The following is a 17,136-nucleotide window of genomic DNA, read 5'->3' as shown; positions in this document are numbered from 1 at the left end:
AAAGCCATGTTGAAAATTATCATTGTCAACTAAAAATTATCAAAACTTATCATACTGGCAGAGTTCCTGTCAAAACGGGATATTTTTGATACTGCTAGTTTGTGTGGATGCAGAGAAATTCTGAGGGTTAGATTCCAGCCCTCGGAACTCTCCTCCGGGTCTGTTCTTTGCCAAAAACTGCGCGAAGGAGAGCGGCAGACAATTAAGCAGACTGACGGCAAAAATAAAAATGTGCGATCGCTTAATTTTACAGTCCAGTCCCGATGATCTCTGCGTAGATGGCTATCCTGATTGATTGGCTTTAATCTCTAATTTTTCAAAAGCCATAGTCGATTTAACTAAAACCAAAATATCACTAGCTTTCTTGGGGTGGGCAAAATTTTTGCTCTGACTCATCTACCACTTGCACAAAAGTTATTCTGCCTGCTTAATTCTGTTTTCAGTTACTTGCCTTTATAGCAATTAGTTTGGTATAAAGCAGCGATTGATACGGTTTTAGTAATCGGTTTCAGCTTTGATCCTTGATAGGAAAGTAACATAAGCCGTAGAAAACTTATCAACAAATTCTGCCAGATGGATAAATTTTACCCAAACTAAAATTGCTAATTTTACTCAGATAAAAATGCACACAACATTAGCAATGCTGCGTCATCTTTACTATGCAGAGATGAAGTTACAGTTTTTAGCACAATAATAATGGAGAAAGTAATGATTACCGAAGAAGACTTAGCTCAACAATTTATCCTTATTATGGAGCAATCTCACCCGACAGCATGGGAATTACTACGCCACTGCTATATAAAAGTGCTAAATTCTAGCTTAAAAGGAGCGTATACTGCTCATGCCAAACATATTAGGATTTACTGTCCTGACAGACTGATTGCTGCTGTAGTCGCAGAAAAAAATTTACTGATAGAAGTGGCAGAATCTCTGGGTCTAGTTGAAGTTGTTTGCTTGAATGCAACAAATCTGTTGCATGACCCCAAATCGCAGATTAAGAAGGCTTATCCTCAATTGTGGTTAGATTTGATGTGGATTGTTACACAAAAGCAAGAATTATGAAACCTAGAATTCTCTCTAGAATTAGTCTTTATACGACTCTAAAATCCCACTGCGAATCATTAGTTGTGGCCAAAACAACACAAAAAATCCCATCCACATCACTATAGGGATAGAGACAAGAATGGTTAGCCAGATAGTTTTAAATAGTAACCAGCTACCACTAATCAGTGTTACACCTGTGAGAACTATAGACCAGGGCTGACACCACCAAGGTTTGTAGTTCCAAGGACTTATAGGCTTTTCTTCGGGCATTTGTTTTATTTAATAAAACTCCAAATTTACCTTTGACCATTTTTTAGGGTAAACGATCTACTAGGGTTCCAGAGTTGAACGCAATCGCTATCAATATTATCAAGGTTTTGGTAATATTCTTTAGAAATATAACAGTACAATCCAGATCAATTTTGGTTATTGTCCACCTCTGTAGACTCAGAAAAAATTAACAAGGGGATTTTGCCCCTTGTTATTAACCCGCGTAGGTGGGTAAAGCCTTGTATATAAGCTTTTAACTACTTACGAAAGCACTGCTGCTTCTAACTTATCGGCTCTGTTCTTCAAGATGGTTGGTAATTCGCTACTGAACGCTTCACCTTCAACCACTTGCGATCGGAAACCATCGGGCCCAACTGGAACGTCACCCGTGATGGTTGTGCGATAGAGGACGCGCTCAACTTCCAGATGATCTAGATCCTGTGGGGCTAAATGCGAGGTGGCGCGGTTGTCCCAGAAGGCAATGTCATCGTTGTTCCATCGGAAGCGAGTGGTGTAGGCAGGCTTGGTGATTTGGTTGAAGAACAACTCAAGCAGCAAGTCGCTTTCTTGTCGTGACACGTCAAGAATGTGTGAGGTGAAACCAGGATTCACGTACAATGCTCGTTCGCCTGTCTCAGGATGAACGCGTACTACTGGGTGAATTGAAACCAGTGGATTGGCAGCAATGCGCTGGGCAATCTTGCTATTGCTGGGCAGATTCAAACGCGCATTGAAGCGATGTTCGGCTTTCAATCCGTCTGCAAGCGCCCGCAGGGGTGCTGATAAACCCTCGTAGGCTGCAACTAAGTTAGTCCACTGTGTGTCACCACCAAAACTAGGAACGTTAACTGCACGCAAAATCGATGCCGCAGGTGGGTTGACAACTGCTGTCACATCGGTATGCCAGCGACTTTCGTAGCTGGAACGCCGTAGACCATTGCGCCGTTCGTAACGGCTGCGGTCAATTGGTAAGATTTCTGAGAAACCTTCTACCGGCTCATCTTCGTGGGGATGTGCGTAGGTCACTTCGCCGAAACGAGCCGTGAATGCCACCTGTGCAGCATGATCGATGTTCTGACCGCGAAAGAACACGACTTTCCACTTCAATAGCGCTTGACGAATTTCTTTAACTGCATCATCGTGCAAAGGACGTGAAAGGTCTACGCCACTGATTTCAGCACCAATGAAACCAGCTACCTGTTTGACTTCAATGTGTTTGTTAGTCATCTGAATTCTCCATAGTTTGATTCATAGGGCGGTGTTCACACTCGTCCGTTTCCTTTGGTATGTTGTTTGCACTTTATGCCTACATCCCAAAGGAAGCGATCGCATTTGAAAAATATTATACGTTAAATCTATCGATTTGCAGTAGTATAAAAGTATCGAATTTTAAACTGCCTAATCATTTGCACCCTGTGGGCTTGCTACAGATGACTTTGGGCAACTTAGGCTGCTCTAATTCCCCTCTTTTTTAAGGAAGCTTAGGGAGGATCAAGTCTTGATATAAACGTAATTATGTCGCTCATTTAATTGGCACAATTAGGGCGGACAAGATGTCCACCCCACAAGAGATTTATTTTTTGGGGGAGGCAAATTAAAAGACTTCTACAGCTTAAGAAAGTTTAAGCTGTAGAAGTCTTTATACTCTATCCCGTTTTTTTAATTACGAATTATCAGAAAAATGGGTTTAAAACCCCGTGTTTCCAGCACGGCTTTAAAGTAATGAGTAAGGAGTAATGAGTAATGAGTGGATGAAAAATGGGTATTTACTCATTACTTATTACTTATTACTCATTACTCCTTCTTAAGAGTGCGTTCACGGCGGTGAGGATGTCAATCGTTAAGCATTTCCAACAACTGCGCTTCGCTTAACTGTGTAATTCCCAAAGAAAGCGCTTTTTCTAATTTAGAACCTGCATCTTCTCCTAGTACCAAATAATCTGTTTTTTTACTCACCGAATCAGTCACTTTTCCACCAGCTTTTTGAATCAAAGCCTTTGCCTCATCTCGCTTTAAGGTTGGCAATGTGCCTGTCACTACAAAAGTTTTACCTGCAAACTTTTGATTACCATCACCAAGTGTTTTTGTTTCTTCTGGGGCAGTTAATTGCAATCCTTCTGCTTGCAAGCGTTCTATCAATCTTTGGTTGGCATCAATCCGAAACCACTGGTACACAGATTGGGCAATTTCAGCACCGATACCGTAAATTCCTTCAATATCCGATTGCTTTGCTGTTGCTAACTGTTCTACGGTGAAATATTTTTGAGTCAACAATTGGGCATTCACACTGCCAACGTGACGAATACCTAAGCCATACAATACCCTTGACCAAGGTTGATTTTTTGATTGAGCGATCGCATCTACTAATTTCTCTGCTGACTTTTGCCCCATCCTTTCTAATGCACATAACTTTTCTGCTGTCAACTCATATAAATCAGCAACGGAATGCACTAAAACTTTATCAACGAGTTGATGCACCAGCTTTTCGCCTAAACCTTTAATATCCAAGGCATCACGACTTACCCAATGTTCAATAGAACCTTTGAGAATCGCTGCACAAGAAGCATTAACGCATCGAGTCACCGCCTCACCTGATTCTCGCACCACTGCTTGATCGCAGACAGGGCAATGGGTGGGCATAACAAAGGGTTCAGTGTCAGCAGGACGGAGTTCTTTGAGTACCCTCACGACTTCTGGAATGATTTCTCCAGCTTTGCGGACAATAACAGTATCCCCAATGCGAATATCTAATTGAGTAATGCGATCGCTATTGTGTAAAGTCGCGCGGGAAACTGTTGTCCCCGCCAGTTGTACAGGGCGCATTTCTGCTAACGGTGTTAACGCCCCGGTTCGTCCGACATTTACAGCAATATTTTCCACACGGGTGGGTGCTTCTTCGGCGGGGTACTTTAACGCGATCGCCCAGCGAGGGAATTTCTGGGTAAACCCTAGCTGTTCCTGAAGTTTAAAAGAATTTAGCTTTACTACCACCCCATCAGTCATATAGGGTAAATTCAGGCGTTCCGTATCCCAATATTCATAATATTTTGCGACTTCTGCGATCGAGGCACATAATTTATGGTTTGGGTTCACTTGAAAACCCATCTTTTCTAACAACTCCAACGCTTCCCATTGGGTATTGGCAATACTGGTGTCATCTCTACCAGGAATGTGCAGAGTATAGCCAAAGAAAGCTAACCGCCGTTTAGCGACAATGCGCGAGTCTAATTGCCTGAGTGTACCTGCTGCGGCATTCCGGGGATTGGCGAATAATTGCTCCCCTGCTTTTTGCCTTTCTTCGTTGATTTGTTTAAATACTTCCAAAGGCAAAAACGCCTCGCCTCGCACTTCCACCCTTTCTAGAATCTCTAACCCTTCAAAATTTAAACGCAAGGGAATTGAGCGAATTGTCCGCACATTTTGGGTGATATCTTCACCTGTCACGCCATCACCCCTAGTTGTCCCCCTAACTAGAATGCCATCTTGGTAGGTAAGAGCCAAAGCAGAACCATCAATTTTCAGTTCAGTGACATATTCCACCGAATCTATTTTCGGTACTTGTCGCCGCCAGCGCTGATCCCAGCCTTGCAACTCATCAATATTAAACGCATTTTCCAGACTGTACAGGGGGATATTATGCCGCACCGAAGTAAACTGCGTTGCTGGTCTCTCACCCACGCGCTGAGTCGGGCTATCGGGTGCTGTCAATTCTGGATATTGAATTTCTAGTTGTTGTAATTCTCGATATAGCTGGTCATAGACTGCATCCTCCATAATTGGAGTATCTAGGACGTAATAAGCATAGCTGGCTTGTTGCAATAACTGGCGCAATTCTTCTGTGCGCTTTACTTCCGGCTTAATCTGTGTCATTAGAATAATTACAAAATATCTAGGAATAAAATTAAAGATAATGAAGCCTATTGTTTGGATAGCCGCGACTAACCCGTGAAATCAAGGCTTTCATGAATAAATCTTTCATATTATATTCTACCCAAATTGGATGTTTTGGTAGGCGATCGCTACAACTAGGGCAAGGAAGTACCGGATATCTTTCGGCAACTTTCATTACTAGTGATGCCAATACGGTTCGGTTAAGGGAAGAGACGGCGATTTATCGCGTCTTTGCAATCTATAACTTTCATCAAAAAACCTTATTCGAACCGTATTGAGAGTGATGCGATCTTGATCGTTCCCATCTCAAAAATATGGATCGATAACCATAGAATCCATTCTTATTGGCTGGGGAACAAGATGTTTTAAAGTCAAGATAAATGTATTTTGTACTAAGCTTATTTGAGTTCCTATTCTTCTGGGCGAGTTAAAATACTTTTTCTTTAAAGTGTAAGAAAGTGCAAAGCACAAAATAGAGAGTATCGCGCCTTTAATTAGCTATCATCGGCAGAAAATAAGCTAAAACTACATAGTAAAGTTATGCCAAAGATATACAAATAAAAGTTCGGTATTCTGAATTCAGGAATCATCTGTAAATCTTGGGTATCCACAATTATCAGCATCGCTACCTGGGTATTGCATAAAAAATAAATGCAAACCTATTTAGTCAGTGCAGCCCACAAATTTACATTTTTATTTTACTAATATGTTCATACGTTCTTTAACATTTACTGCCTCTAGTGCAGCGTTACTTGCAACTTTAGTCAGTTCCGCTTTTGCCGCTCCCATTAACTTTGCTAATAGTGTCAGCAATAGTGAGACAAACACAAAGGTAATTGCTCAAAATGTTGCCCAATTACAGAGAATACCCGATGTCAGAAGACAAGCGATCGCTAACGGACAAGACCGATACGCCGCTATTTGGGTGAAGTCTGGTAGTGGGGCTTGGGAAGCGCGGCATGGATTGACCTCAGCGCAGTATCAAGCGACGTTTGACAAACTGGTTGGCGAAGGATATCGGTTAGTTGATGTCAGTGGTTATGAGGTCAACGGACAAGGCCGATACGCTGCTATTTGGGTCAAGTCTGGCGGCCCAGCTTGGCAAGCGCGACATGGATTAACCTCAGCCCAGTATCAAGCGACTTTTGACAAACTAGTTGGTGAAGGATATCGATTAGTTCACGTTAGTGGTTATGCTGTGAACGGACAAGACCGATATGCCGCTATTTGGGAGAAGTCTGACGGCCCAGCTTGGCAAGCGCGACATGGATTGACTTCGGCACAGTATCAAGCTACTTTTGACAAACTAGTTGGTGAGGGATATCGGTTAGTTGATGTTAGTGGTTATGGTGTCAACGGACAAGACCGATACGCTGCTATTTGGGTCAAATCTGGCGGACCTGCTTGGGAAGCGCGACATGGATTGACTTCAGCCCAGTATCAAGCGACTTTTGACAAACTAGTTGGTGAAGGATATCGATTAGTTGACGTAAGTGGTTATGATGTCAACGGACAAAACCGATACGCCGCTATTTGGGAAAAGTCTGGTGGTTCAGCTTGGCAGGCGCGACATGGATTGACTTCGGCCCAGTATCAAGCTACTTTTGACAAACTGGTTGGTGAAGGATATCGATTAGTTGATGTAAGTGGCTATTAGTACAACATCTCCAATTATCATTGCACACCGAGGCGCTAGCGGCTATCGTCCAGAACATACTTTAGCTGCTTATGAATTAGCGATTGCATTGGGTGCTGATTATATTGAACCTGATTTAGTTTCCACCAAAGACGGTGTTTTAATTGCTCGTCACGAAAATGAGATTTCTGAAACCACCGACGTTGTTAGCCATGTAGAATTTGCTCACCGTCAAACCACCAAAATAATTGATGGCGAATCAAAAACTGGCTGGTTTACTGAAGATTTTACCTTGGCAGAAGTGAAAACACTACGAGCCAAAGAGCGAATTGGGCAACTGCGATCGCAAAATACCGCTTATGATGGACTCTTTGAAATTCCTACGCTGCAAGAAATCATTGATTTAGTGAAGCGTAAAAGTGCCGAAGTTAATCGTGCGATCGGCATTTATCCAGAAACTAAGCACCCAAATTACTTTAAATCTATTGGGTTAGCCCTAGAACCACCCCTACTTGCAACTTTGACAGCCAACGGTTATGAGGGCGCTAATGCACCTGTTTTCATTCAGTCTTTTGAAGTGAGTAATTTACAAGATTTATCTACAAAGACTGATTTACCTCTGGTGCAATTGCTGAATAACAGTGGTAAGCCTAATGATTTTGTCGTTAGTGGCGATGAACGCACTTATGCAGATTTAGTCACTGCATCAGGTTTAGAAGAGATTGCTAAATATGCACAGGCGGTTGGGATTCATAAAAATTTACTGGTTCCTAGAGATAGTAGTGGTAAATTGCTATCGCCTACATCTTTAGTAACTGACGCTCATACGGCTGGTTTGCTGGTTCATGTCTGGACTTTCCGCAATGAAGACTACTTTTTGCCACTGGATTTTCAAGGAAATCCCCAAGGGGAATATGAACTATTTTTCAGCTTAGGTGTTGATGGCGTATTTAGCGATTACCCGGATACGGCTTCTACTGTGAAGGAAAATCTTCGATTTAAACCTTGTTCTTTGTAAAAGTTTTAGTCATGAAACATTAGATTCCCAACTTATTAAACAAGTCGGGAATCTGAACTCCTGATTTTCACAAACTCGTCATCACCTGAGCTAATTGATTAGATAAATCAATTCCAGGATTCTGTGATTTTGTAAATAAAACGCCAGCTAAAAAATAATAATCACCAGAATAAAACGCCATTTTGTTTTTTCGGAGTTCTTCTATGTGTTTTTTTACTTTAGGTTCCGAGCTATAGTAGCCGAACTGCAAAGGTAACACCATGAAATTTTGAACATAATAACCATTTTGTTTTGCTAGATTCAACGTATTTATGGGATTAGAAAAGCTAGATATTAAAACCAAGACATTTTCATAATCTAACGACAAAAGATCATTGGTAACTGTTGCTCCATCTACGCCCCCAAATAAGAGCGGTATATAAATATCGTCATCTGGTGCGGGTAGATAGGGTGGATTGGCTACAAGATACTCGGCATCTGGTTGAGACGAATTAAACAAAGATGAATTATGGATTATATATTTATTTGTGAGATTGTATTCATCGATGGTTGAATTGGCAACCTTCAATGCAGAAGTATTTAATTCAAATCCCTGGATTACGCCATTAAAGTTATTTCTCAATAAGGAATTAATTACAGGACTGCCATCTCCTGAACCAAACTCCACAATAGATTCAGAATTTTTACAATTTCTGATCACAAAGCTTTCTAAACAGTTTGAGTAGAAATTGGATTCTTCAGGACAAAAAAAGATATCTTTCATTTGACTGCAATCAATTGGTAATGTATAATAAGCAAGAAAGAAATTATTTATTACCTTGTATTAAGGCAATAAGAAACTGTTCCTTTAGCAACGTGTTGCTAAAAAAATGTTTTTGCAGGTGAATTAGATATAAAATGACTTAAAAATGTCAAATTAAAATGCGAAAACCTGCTATTTTTAATTTTTGGGATTTATCTTCACATAGGAGTCAGACGAATTGTTTTGCTTCGCGTATCGATCGCACAACAGCACTAGCGGCGCGATCGCCCATTAGTTTCTCCTGGTCATACCCAAGTAGGAGTTCCCACGCATTCTTGGGATACTGTTCTGCTAAAGACAAAGCAACATCATCTAACATCCAACGACCGTGGCGTTCATCTTCCCTGATGTGCAGTTCCCAATAACCCATCGCTGCCTCTGACAGTCCCAATCGTTGCGCCGCCGCCAGATAGTTTTTATAAGCCGCAGGGCCAGCCACTTCAAAATATGTCAACGCACCACAATAACGTAGGAAATAGCGTTTGCGATCGGTGGTCAAAAAATTATGATTAGCACAAGCTAGAACTTCCCAAGGCACTAAATCAAAGTATCCTTCTGGTTCAGTGTTCATCCCAAATTCAGCCAGCATTTGGGCAAAAAATGTCGAGTGCTTGCGGGATAAACGACCATTGCCGTATTCTTCTAGTAGGACTCGCACCAGCGTACACTGCACTTCATTAGCAGCACCACCCAATACATAGCAAAGACGACTACCTTCAACCAAGCCATCAAAAGAACCGATCGCTAGCAGGTGACGATAGCCAGCTTCAGTCATATCCTCACGAATATAGCGGCTACTATCCGACAAAGACGGATTTAAATCGGCGGATGCACGCTCAATTAAAGCGTGTTTGACATCCAATTGTTGCAGCGCTGGTAAATCGATCTGTGCCAGTTCCCAGTTTTGCCAAGCAGCCTCAATTTGATCGCGACATGAGGATAAATAAAGCGATCGCTCATTGGTATAGTGCTGCAAATCGTCGTACCAAAACAGCTTAAGCCGATTAATTCGATAAAGTATCCGTTGCAAAAAACGGTGAGCCTGTTCATCAGAGCGATCGTTTTTATAAGCGGCGCGAATTGCTGTTGAGAGCGCCTGTTCAAACTCACTAGCTATTGCAGGTTTGATATCCAACTTATGATCCAAATCCTCCATTGCTAGCAGTTCTATAAATAGCTCCTCAGCACGGTCGTACTTGGTAATTGTTCTTTCTTCTGTTTGGGTGCTTTTTTTCGCAGTCCCAGCATTAGGAAATATAACTAAATTGCTTTGCATGGAATCTTCGCTAGCTATGGAAAAGTGAGAAATTAGTTTCACCTCTAATACCTAGGTTTCCACACCAGTAGCTTTCTGTACCTCTTTCCCTGGTTATAAACAAAGATTAAGTTTCAAAAGAAGGGGATTGGGCATTGGGCATTGGGCATTAATTATTCTCTTTGTCCCCTTGTCCCCTTGTCCCCTTGTCCCCTTGTCCCCCTTGCCTCCCCTACTCCCCTGCCCCCTTCCCCCGACTACGGCGCTTTCGGCTGTTGCTCAATCGGCTTACTTGGCGGAATCTCCTCCAGAGGAATGAGTGCTTCGATTACTGACTTAACAATTGGTGCGGCAACAGTAGAACCATAAGCACTTTCTCCTTTTGGCTCATCCACCAGTGCAAACACTACATAGCGAGGAGATTCTACTGGTAAAATAGCCACGAAGCTTGTCATTCTAGCACCCTTGATGTAACCACCATTAGGACTAGCTTTTTGGGCTGTACCAGTTTTACCAGCAATGCGATATCCGGGAATTTGTGCCGCCTTACCACTGCCTTCATTAACAACAGTTTCCATCATTTCTACGACCTTTTGGGCTGTTGCGGCTGAGAAAATTTGGCGTGATATAGTCCGAGTAGGTGAATCATGCATCTGCCCTTTGGTATCAATCAACCCTCGAACTACATGGGGTGTAACCAATTTACCGCCATTGGCTAAAGCACCGTGCATTTGCACTAGCTGTATCGGTGTCATCGAAAAACCTTGCCCAAAGGAAGTAGTAGCTGGTTCAATTGGCGAAGCGATAAATTCTTCTTGACTTTTGAGCCGACCGCCAACTTCAAAAGGTAAATCTGTATCAACTTTTTGTCCTAATCCCAAGCGTTCTAGCCAGTTGTAGTAGATTGAAGGCTTTAAGCGTTGGATAATTTGCACCATGCCAATGTTGCTGGAATATTGCAAAATCTGAGCGATACTGATTCGCCCATTACCATTATTCATCGCATTTTTGATGTTGTAATTAGCTACTCGAATAGAGCCGGAGTCATTAAACATATCATCTGGTTTGATGACATTATTTTCCAGAGCGATCGCCACATTCAAAGGCTTAAAAGTCGATCCCGGTTCATAAAGATCCGCCACCGTCCAGTTTTTGAACAGCGAGATATTAGCTTTAGCGTATTCATTAGGGTTATAGGTAGGCTGAGAAACGAGGGCGAGTAAGGAACCATCCAACGCATCCATTACAATTACCGCCCCACGTTTAGCATCAAACTTCTCCATTTGTTGTTTGAGTGCTAGGCTAGCAATCCGTTGCAGACGGCTATCGATTGTGAGTTGCAGCCGCAAATCATCAAAATGCAGAAAACCTTCCGGTGCATGATCTGGCATCACGGCTCCATTACCAGAGCGACTGAGCCGCACCGTTTGCACAGGACGTTCTAACAACTTCTCTTGAGAATATTCCACACCTGCTTGACCACGACGGTCAACATTCACATAACCCACCACATCAGCAACCAAATCGTCTGGCGGATAATATCGGGAGTATTTTTGAATTAACTCCAAGCCATTTAAACGCAAAGAAGTCACGCGATCGATAATTTCTTCCGGTAGAGCTGGGGCAAGTATAATTCCGCTTCTTTTGCTTTGAAAAGTTTTCACCAATTCAGCAGGATCTTTGGCCAATATTGGGGCAAGTCGCTCTGCCATCTCTTCATTAGACTTATCAAACAGCTTGGGATGAGCATATAAAGTATACACAGGACGATCAATCGCCAACAGTTCACTATTGCGATCTACCACCGGGCGACGGGGCATAAAAGGTCGCAAATCTACCATTTGCTGGTTCCGCGCCTGCTCTGTTAATTTTGCCCCCTTAACAATTTGCAAGTTATACAACTTGATACCTAACCCCAATCCTGCTGCCATCAATACGCCCCAGACAACGAACAGCCGGGAATTGGTATTGGATGTTTGATTTTGGATATTAGAGGCAAGTGTCCCCAACAACCCTCGTTTAGAACCCTTCTGCTGCTTTTTGAATGCTGGATTCCGAGACTTTCTTAATCTTGTTCTGCTTGGTAATTTTTGCATTGCCTACTCAGTACCAAATTACTTTTCGGAGTCAAAAGTCCAAACTTAAAGTTAGTTACTCCATAACTCCTGTACAGACGCGATTAATCGCGTCTCTCCTAACTCTTAATATCCAAGTGGTGATAGCGTTTGCCGTTGCGTTTCCGAACTTGGCGTTATGTTAGGCGTTATTTTATTAGATGATGCTGGCTTAGGAGTATGAGGTGCTGGAGACAAGAAAATCATTCCTTGAGGGGTTGGTGATACTAGCCCTGCTGTTGGTTGTTCCGCTTCCTTAGCCATTCTATTTGTCAGTGTGGCGTTGGTTGTCGTTAGTAACCGCTCATGACGTTGGAGGTTTTGCAGTCTGCGATATGACTTACTCCAAAGCTCTTGGGAATATACTGTCCAGCCATAAACAGCAAGTGTCGATGCTACTACCAAAAACGCCAAAACTGTCGAATAACGATGAAATGTGTACAAGCGCAACAACCATAAAGGTACGGCTCCAGAATTAGGCATTGTCGGAAGTCCAAGAAAATCTACCCCTGAACTTTTCTGAGTCGCACTGGACTGCTCATTGAGATTTGGTAACTTTTGTCTACCCAACTCTTTCACCGATTTGGGCATAGCTGCCTTATTTGTGGCAGAAACCGCTAAATTTTTTGAGGAACGCTGTTGTCTTCGAGAGGATAAGGGTGTGGCTTTGGTCGCTGGTGTAGCAGCGCTCTGTGCTATCGACTCTATACGCGCAGAACGTCGCCTTCCTAAAGAAAACATAGAATCTCGCCAGAACCAATTACCCTTTCCAGAAATAGCAGATTTACGAGCAACTACCATAAATTTTTTAGATTGAAAATACTGTACTTTAGATTGATTTTCGTGATTGTCTGTTTTTGATAGGGTTAAGACTTACTTCTGTGCAACAAGCACACATAACAGACTACACCCTTTTAACTGTTCTGATAGATAGCTGTACCAATGTTTGCATCCTCTAGATATTGCAATGTTTGCAATCAGCGATTAGCAACCAGACAGCTTACCCTTTAGAGATAGCACCTAAAGTATGGCAACGCCGGGCAGCAAGGTGCAATACTCTGTGAAAAAAATAAAATTTTTTGTTATGATAGCTCGGTTTGCTAAAAAATTTGGTAATTTCCTTTTTGCTTCTGAGTTAAGAGAAACTAATCAGATAGCTGTATGAGACATACTGCCAAAAAGAATATCCCAAGGGATTATTTTTTTTAAGTATGTAATCTCACAGCATTAAAAAAAAAGCAATAAATACGGTATCGTATTCAACAGGCGAAAAATTTTTCTAGCCACAATTGGTGAAAGAGGAGTTATGAAAACAAAAATCTTTGGTTTGGCTGTAATCTTAAGTCTAGCTACAATTCTGGGAGCCTGTGGTGAAGGCGGTGGTGATGGTGGTACTACTACTAGTACTCCTGCTGCTACAGGTGAACCAACTGATGCGCCTCCCGCTACTAAAATCACACCTGCTGCTACACCTGCTGCTACACCTGCGACTACACCTGCTGCTACTCCTAAATAAGGCATCTTAAGCTTTTAGCTTTAGTTGAAATCATGCCCAAAACAGCTTAGTAACAACGCTCGTCACCACATAGCTTGAATTAATAGGTTTATCTAGAAACCTTGATCTTTCTTTTGGTGTATCAGAGCCTAGAGTTTGCTCAAATATCAGCTAAGTAGGGCAGCAATAAAAGGACACTGGTGATGAGGATTACCTCGTCAACCAAGTGTCCGCCTGAAAATTCTCGCCTGACCGAACCTTATTCCAAGTAAAAGAGAGTTTAGTTCTGTAAATCTAAGCCATCTTGTGGGCAAAATACTTCCACAATTTAGTGTTTGGAATAGCTTAAACTCCTGAGTTTTGAGAGGACAAAAGAATTCATTGCGATCGCTGGCAATTGCTCAAGAGCATTCCCTGTAGTCTATTCTGTATTAGGACAGACCTAGTGATGTTTCTTGATATTGCCAGATTTTTATTGGGAAAATTTATAACTTTGGGAATTTGGTACTGGGAAATAGATTTTCATGCTGCGTTGTGAATGCAGTTCAAGAGATGGGGAGAGTTAAAGCGAGAAAGGCAGTAAAATTTCTGAGCTTGTTTGTGATTAGTGCAACTTTTGTTGTAGTAAGTAGCTATTGGACATCATCAGTAGTCATAGCATTACCGCCACCAGAGGATACACCAGAAGAAATATTACGGACAAAGATTATCATAGAAGCGCGATCGCCAATTGATGGAAGCTTCCTAACAGCTGCCGAATACATTCAATTACAAGCACAGCTTCAAGAAGCCCCACCACCAAAACTAGATCCCAAAATTCGGGAACAGATTTTCTTGCTTCGACTACGTAAAACCTTACTTCAGTTTTTCCCATTTTTAAATTTTTGATAAATTCCCCATTCCCCATTCCCCATTCCCCATTCCCCATTCTGATGTACGATAACGGTGGCGACAAAATTGCAAATAAATGTAAAGAATATATATAGATATTAAAAAAGTAGATTTAGTCAATCACGTTATTTCACTTAGGTAGCTTCATGTCCATGACCACGATCGCCCCTGAACAGGTTAACAGCATCGTTTGGAATCAGCATAACGATCCCTTTGAAATACTAGGTTCTCATCCCATAGAACAAGACGGCAAAACTGTCTGGGCTGTGCGGGCCTACTTACCAAATGCAAGTGCAGTATGGGTTGTTCTTCCTGAACAACGGAAAGAATACCCAATGCAAACAGTGCATCATCCTCACTTTTTTGAATGCACTATTGAAACCGCAGAACTGGCAAACTACCAGTTACGGATTAAAGAAGGGGAACATGAGCGTGTTACTTATGATCCTTACGCCTTCCGTTCTCCCAACTTGACAGATTTTGATTTGCATTTGTTTAGTGAAGGCAACCATCACCGAATATACGAAAAACTGGGAGCGCACACCACGGAAATAGGCGGCGTTAAGGGCGTTTATTTTGCAGTTTGGGCACCCAATGCTCGCAACGTTTCATTGTTGGGAGATTTTAACCTCTGGGATGGGCGCAAACACCAAATGCGTAAAGGGCCAACCGGGGTTTGGGAATTGTTTATTCCTGAAATCGGTGTGGGAGAGCATTACAAATATGAAATCAAAAATTTTGAAGGACACATTTACGAAAAATCCGATCCCTACGGTTTCCAGCAAGAACCCCGCCCGAAAACGGCATCTATTGTCACTGATTTAGATGCTTACAGTTGGGATGACGAAAGCTGGATGGAAAAGCGGCGGCACACTGACCCCCTTACCCAGCCCGTCTCAGTTTATGAAGTGCATTTAGGGTCTTGGTTACACGCTTCGAGTGCCGAACCTGCTAAACTACCAAATGGTGAAACTGAACCGGTAGTTATCGTTTCGGAACTTAAGCCGGGCGCACGTTTCCTTACCTACCGCGAACTAGCTGACCGACTGATTCCTTATGTCAAAGAATTAGGATACACCCATATAGAAATGCTGCCCATTGCGGAGCATCCCTTTGATGGTTCTTGGGGTTATCAAGTAACTGGGTACTATGCCCCTACTTCTCGTTTTGGCACCCCCGAAGATTTCATGTATTTTGTTGACAAATGTCACCAAAATGATATAGGGGTAATTGTGGATTGGGTTCCCGGTCACTTCCCCAAAGATGGACATGGTTTAGCTTTCTTTGATGGTAGCCACCTGTACGAACATGCTGACCCCCGCAAGGGCGAACACAAAGGATGGGGTACTTTGGTGTTCAACTACGGTCGCCATGAAGTCAGTAATTTCTTAGCAGCAAATGCCCTCTTCTGGTTCGACAAGTATCACATTGATGGGATTCGTGTTGATGCTGTTGCCTCAATGCTCTATAACGATTATTGCCGCGAACCAGGAGAATGGTTGCCCAACCAGTACGGCGGCAGAGAAAATCTAGAAGCAGCAGATTTTCTGCGTCAGGTCAATCACATTATCTTTAGTTATTTCCCCGGTATTCTCTCAATTGCTGAAGAATCTACTTCCTGGCCAATGGTATCTTGGCCCACATACACAGGCGGACTGGGTTTTAACTTGAAATGGAATATGGGCTGGATGCACGATATGCTGGATTACTTCAGCATGGACCCTTGGTTCCGCCAGTTCCACCAAAACAATATCACCTTTAGTATGTGGTACAACCACAGTGAGAACTTCATGCTGGCTCTATCCCACGATGAAGTGGTGCATGGCAAGAGCAATATCATCGGTAAAATGCCGGGGGATACATGGCAGAAGTTAGCTAATATCCGTTGTTTATTTAGCTATATGTTTGCTCACCCAGGCAAGAAAACCATGTTTATGAGCATGGAGTTTGGGCAGTGGAGTGAGTGGAATGCTTGGGCAGATTTGGAGTGGCATTTATTGCAGCATGAAGCCCACCAACAGTTAAAAACGTTTTTCCAGGAATTGAACCATCTCTACCGTTCTGAGCCTGTTTTGTACACCCAGGATTTTGCTGAACCTGGGTTTGAATGGATTGACTGTAGTGATAATCGCCATAGTGTAGTTTCCTTCATCCGTCGTGACAAGGATTCTGATGATTTTGCGATCGTGGTTTGCAATTTTACACCGCAACCCCATTCTCACTACCGCATCGGTGTACCGCAAAAGGGATTTTATACTGAGTTATTCAATAGTGATGCACGCCAATATGGCGGCAGCAATATGGGCAACTTAGGCGGTAAGTGGACGGATGATTGGTCTTTGCACAGTCGTCCCTATTCGCTAGATTTGTGTTTGCCACCTTTGGGTGTGTTGATTCTCAAGTTGGATAAGAAGAAGACTGCTGAATTAATGGGATAACAATATTGGGTGGGCGATGTCCACCCAATATTGATGTTTTATCGAACAGAATTCAGGAGTCAGGAGTCAGAATTCAGAATGAATTCTGAACGAAAAAGCGGATAGCGCAGCGTAAAGCCTTCTCTTCTCTTTCAGAGACGCTAACGCGAACGAGAGGCTGCGCCCAACGGCATGGCTTTACTTAGAGCGAGTCTGCGAGTGTCTGAATAATCGACGTTTTTGCAACCCCACCAAATTGAAAATTTGGTGGTCAACAAGAAAGTCGCGGGTCTGAATCCCCGA

Annotated in this window: 14 protein-coding genes; 7 read left to right on the top strand and 7 right to left on the bottom strand. The window is 42.6% G+C overall.

What is annotated here, in order from left to right; genetic code table 11:
* The first annotated feature begins 708 nt into the window (after positions 1-708).
* On the top strand, positions 709-1,062 hold the full coding sequence (locus tag FD724_RS00840) for a hypothetical protein (protein WP_179071265.1): 354 nt from the start codon (positions 709-711) through the stop codon (positions 1,060-1,062).
* A 21-nt stretch (positions 1,063-1,083) separates the two neighbouring features.
* Here the strand turns inward: FD724_RS00840 and FD724_RS00835 are convergent, their stop codons facing one another.
* The 3 genes from FD724_RS00835 to ligA all read right to left on the bottom strand — a co-directional run bounded on the left by FD724_RS00835 (position 1,084) and on the right by ligA (position 5,184).
* Entirely contained in the window at positions 1,084-1,314 is a 231-nt protein-coding gene (locus FD724_RS00835) for a DUF6737 family protein (protein WP_179071264.1), read from the bottom strand.
* Positions 1,315-1,575: 261 nt separating this feature from the next.
* A complete protein-coding gene (locus FD724_RS00830) occupies positions 1,576-2,541 on the bottom strand; it encodes a TauD/TfdA family dioxygenase (RefSeq protein ID WP_179071263.1) in 966 nt (321 codons plus the stop codon).
* A gap of 606 nt (positions 2,542-3,147) precedes the next feature.
* On the bottom strand, positions 3,148-5,184 hold the full coding sequence (gene ligA / locus FD724_RS00825) for an NAD-dependent DNA ligase LigA (RefSeq protein ID WP_179071262.1): 2,037 nt from the start codon (positions 5,182-5,184) through the stop codon (positions 3,148-3,150).
* A gap of 92 nt (positions 5,185-5,276) precedes the next feature.
* Here ligA and FD724_RS00820 point away from each other — a divergent pair, with 92 nt between their 5' ends.
* The 3 genes from FD724_RS00820 to FD724_RS00810 all read left to right on the top strand — a co-directional run bounded on the left by FD724_RS00820 (position 5,277) and on the right by FD724_RS00810 (position 7,859).
* Positions 5,277-5,483, top strand: a complete 207-nt coding sequence (locus FD724_RS00820) for a hypothetical protein (RefSeq protein ID WP_179071261.1) — start codon at positions 5,277-5,279, stop codon at positions 5,481-5,483.
* Positions 5,484-5,911: 428 nt separating this feature from the next.
* Positions 5,912-6,862 (top strand): hypothetical protein, encoded by a 951-nt coding sequence (locus tag FD724_RS00815; protein ID WP_179071260.1) that lies wholly within the window; start codon positions 5,912-5,914, stop codon positions 6,860-6,862.
* Entirely contained in the window at positions 6,852-7,859 is a 1,008-nt protein-coding gene (locus FD724_RS00810) for a glycerophosphodiester phosphodiesterase (RefSeq protein WP_179071259.1), read from the top strand. Before FD724_RS00815 ends, FD724_RS00810 begins: the two co-directional genes overlap by 11 nt.
* Positions 7,860-7,926: 67 nt before the next feature.
* Here FD724_RS00810 and FD724_RS00805 read toward each other — a convergent pair whose 3' ends face one another.
* The 4 genes from FD724_RS00805 to FD724_RS00790 all read right to left on the bottom strand — a co-directional run bounded on the left by FD724_RS00805 (position 7,927) and on the right by FD724_RS00790 (position 12,831).
* Positions 7,927-8,622, bottom strand: a complete 696-nt coding sequence (locus tag FD724_RS00805; RefSeq protein ID WP_114080170.1) for a methyltransferase — start codon at positions 8,620-8,622, stop codon at positions 7,927-7,929.
* Between the two features lie 208 nt (positions 8,623-8,830).
* Positions 8,831-9,937, bottom strand: a complete 1,107-nt coding sequence (locus FD724_RS00800) for an iron-containing redox enzyme family protein (RefSeq protein ID WP_179071258.1) — start codon at positions 9,935-9,937, stop codon at positions 8,831-8,833.
* A gap of 236 nt (positions 9,938-10,173) precedes the next feature.
* Positions 10,174-12,012 (bottom strand): penicillin-binding protein 2, encoded by a 1,839-nt coding sequence (locus FD724_RS00795; RefSeq protein WP_179071257.1) that lies wholly within the window; start codon positions 12,010-12,012, stop codon positions 10,174-10,176.
* A gap of 105 nt (positions 12,013-12,117) precedes the next feature.
* Positions 12,118-12,831 (bottom strand): hypothetical protein, encoded by a 714-nt coding sequence (locus FD724_RS00790; protein WP_179071256.1) that lies wholly within the window; start codon positions 12,829-12,831, stop codon positions 12,118-12,120.
* Positions 12,832-13,336: 505 nt separating this feature from the next.
* Here FD724_RS00790 and FD724_RS00785 point away from each other — a divergent pair.
* From FD724_RS00785 to glgB, 3 genes are all read left to right on the top strand, one after another.
* Complete coding sequence (locus tag FD724_RS00785) at positions 13,337-13,546, top strand: hypothetical protein (RefSeq protein WP_179071255.1); 210 nt, start codon at positions 13,337-13,339, stop codon at positions 13,544-13,546.
* 531 nt (positions 13,547-14,077) lie between these two features.
* On the top strand, positions 14,078-14,413 hold the full coding sequence (locus FD724_RS00780; RefSeq protein WP_114080357.1) for a hypothetical protein: 336 nt from the start codon (positions 14,078-14,080) through the stop codon (positions 14,411-14,413).
* Between the two features lie 149 nt (positions 14,414-14,562).
* The gene (glgB, locus tag FD724_RS00775; protein WP_179071254.1) at positions 14,563-16,854 is read left to right on the top strand and encodes a 1,4-alpha-glucan branching enzyme; all 2,292 of its coding nucleotides are present in this window, start codon (positions 14,563-14,565) and stop codon (positions 16,852-16,854) included.
* Positions 16,855-17,136: the final 282 nt, after the last annotated feature.

Origin of the sequence: Nostoc sp. C057 (assembly GCF_013393925.1) — a bacterium.
In the GTDB taxonomy this organism is placed as follows: domain Bacteria; phylum Cyanobacteriota; class Cyanobacteriia; order Cyanobacteriales; family Nostocaceae; genus Nostoc; species Nostoc muscorum_A.
Note: the sequence above shows the minus strand (reverse complement) of the source record. Positions and strands in the feature narration are given on the sequence as shown.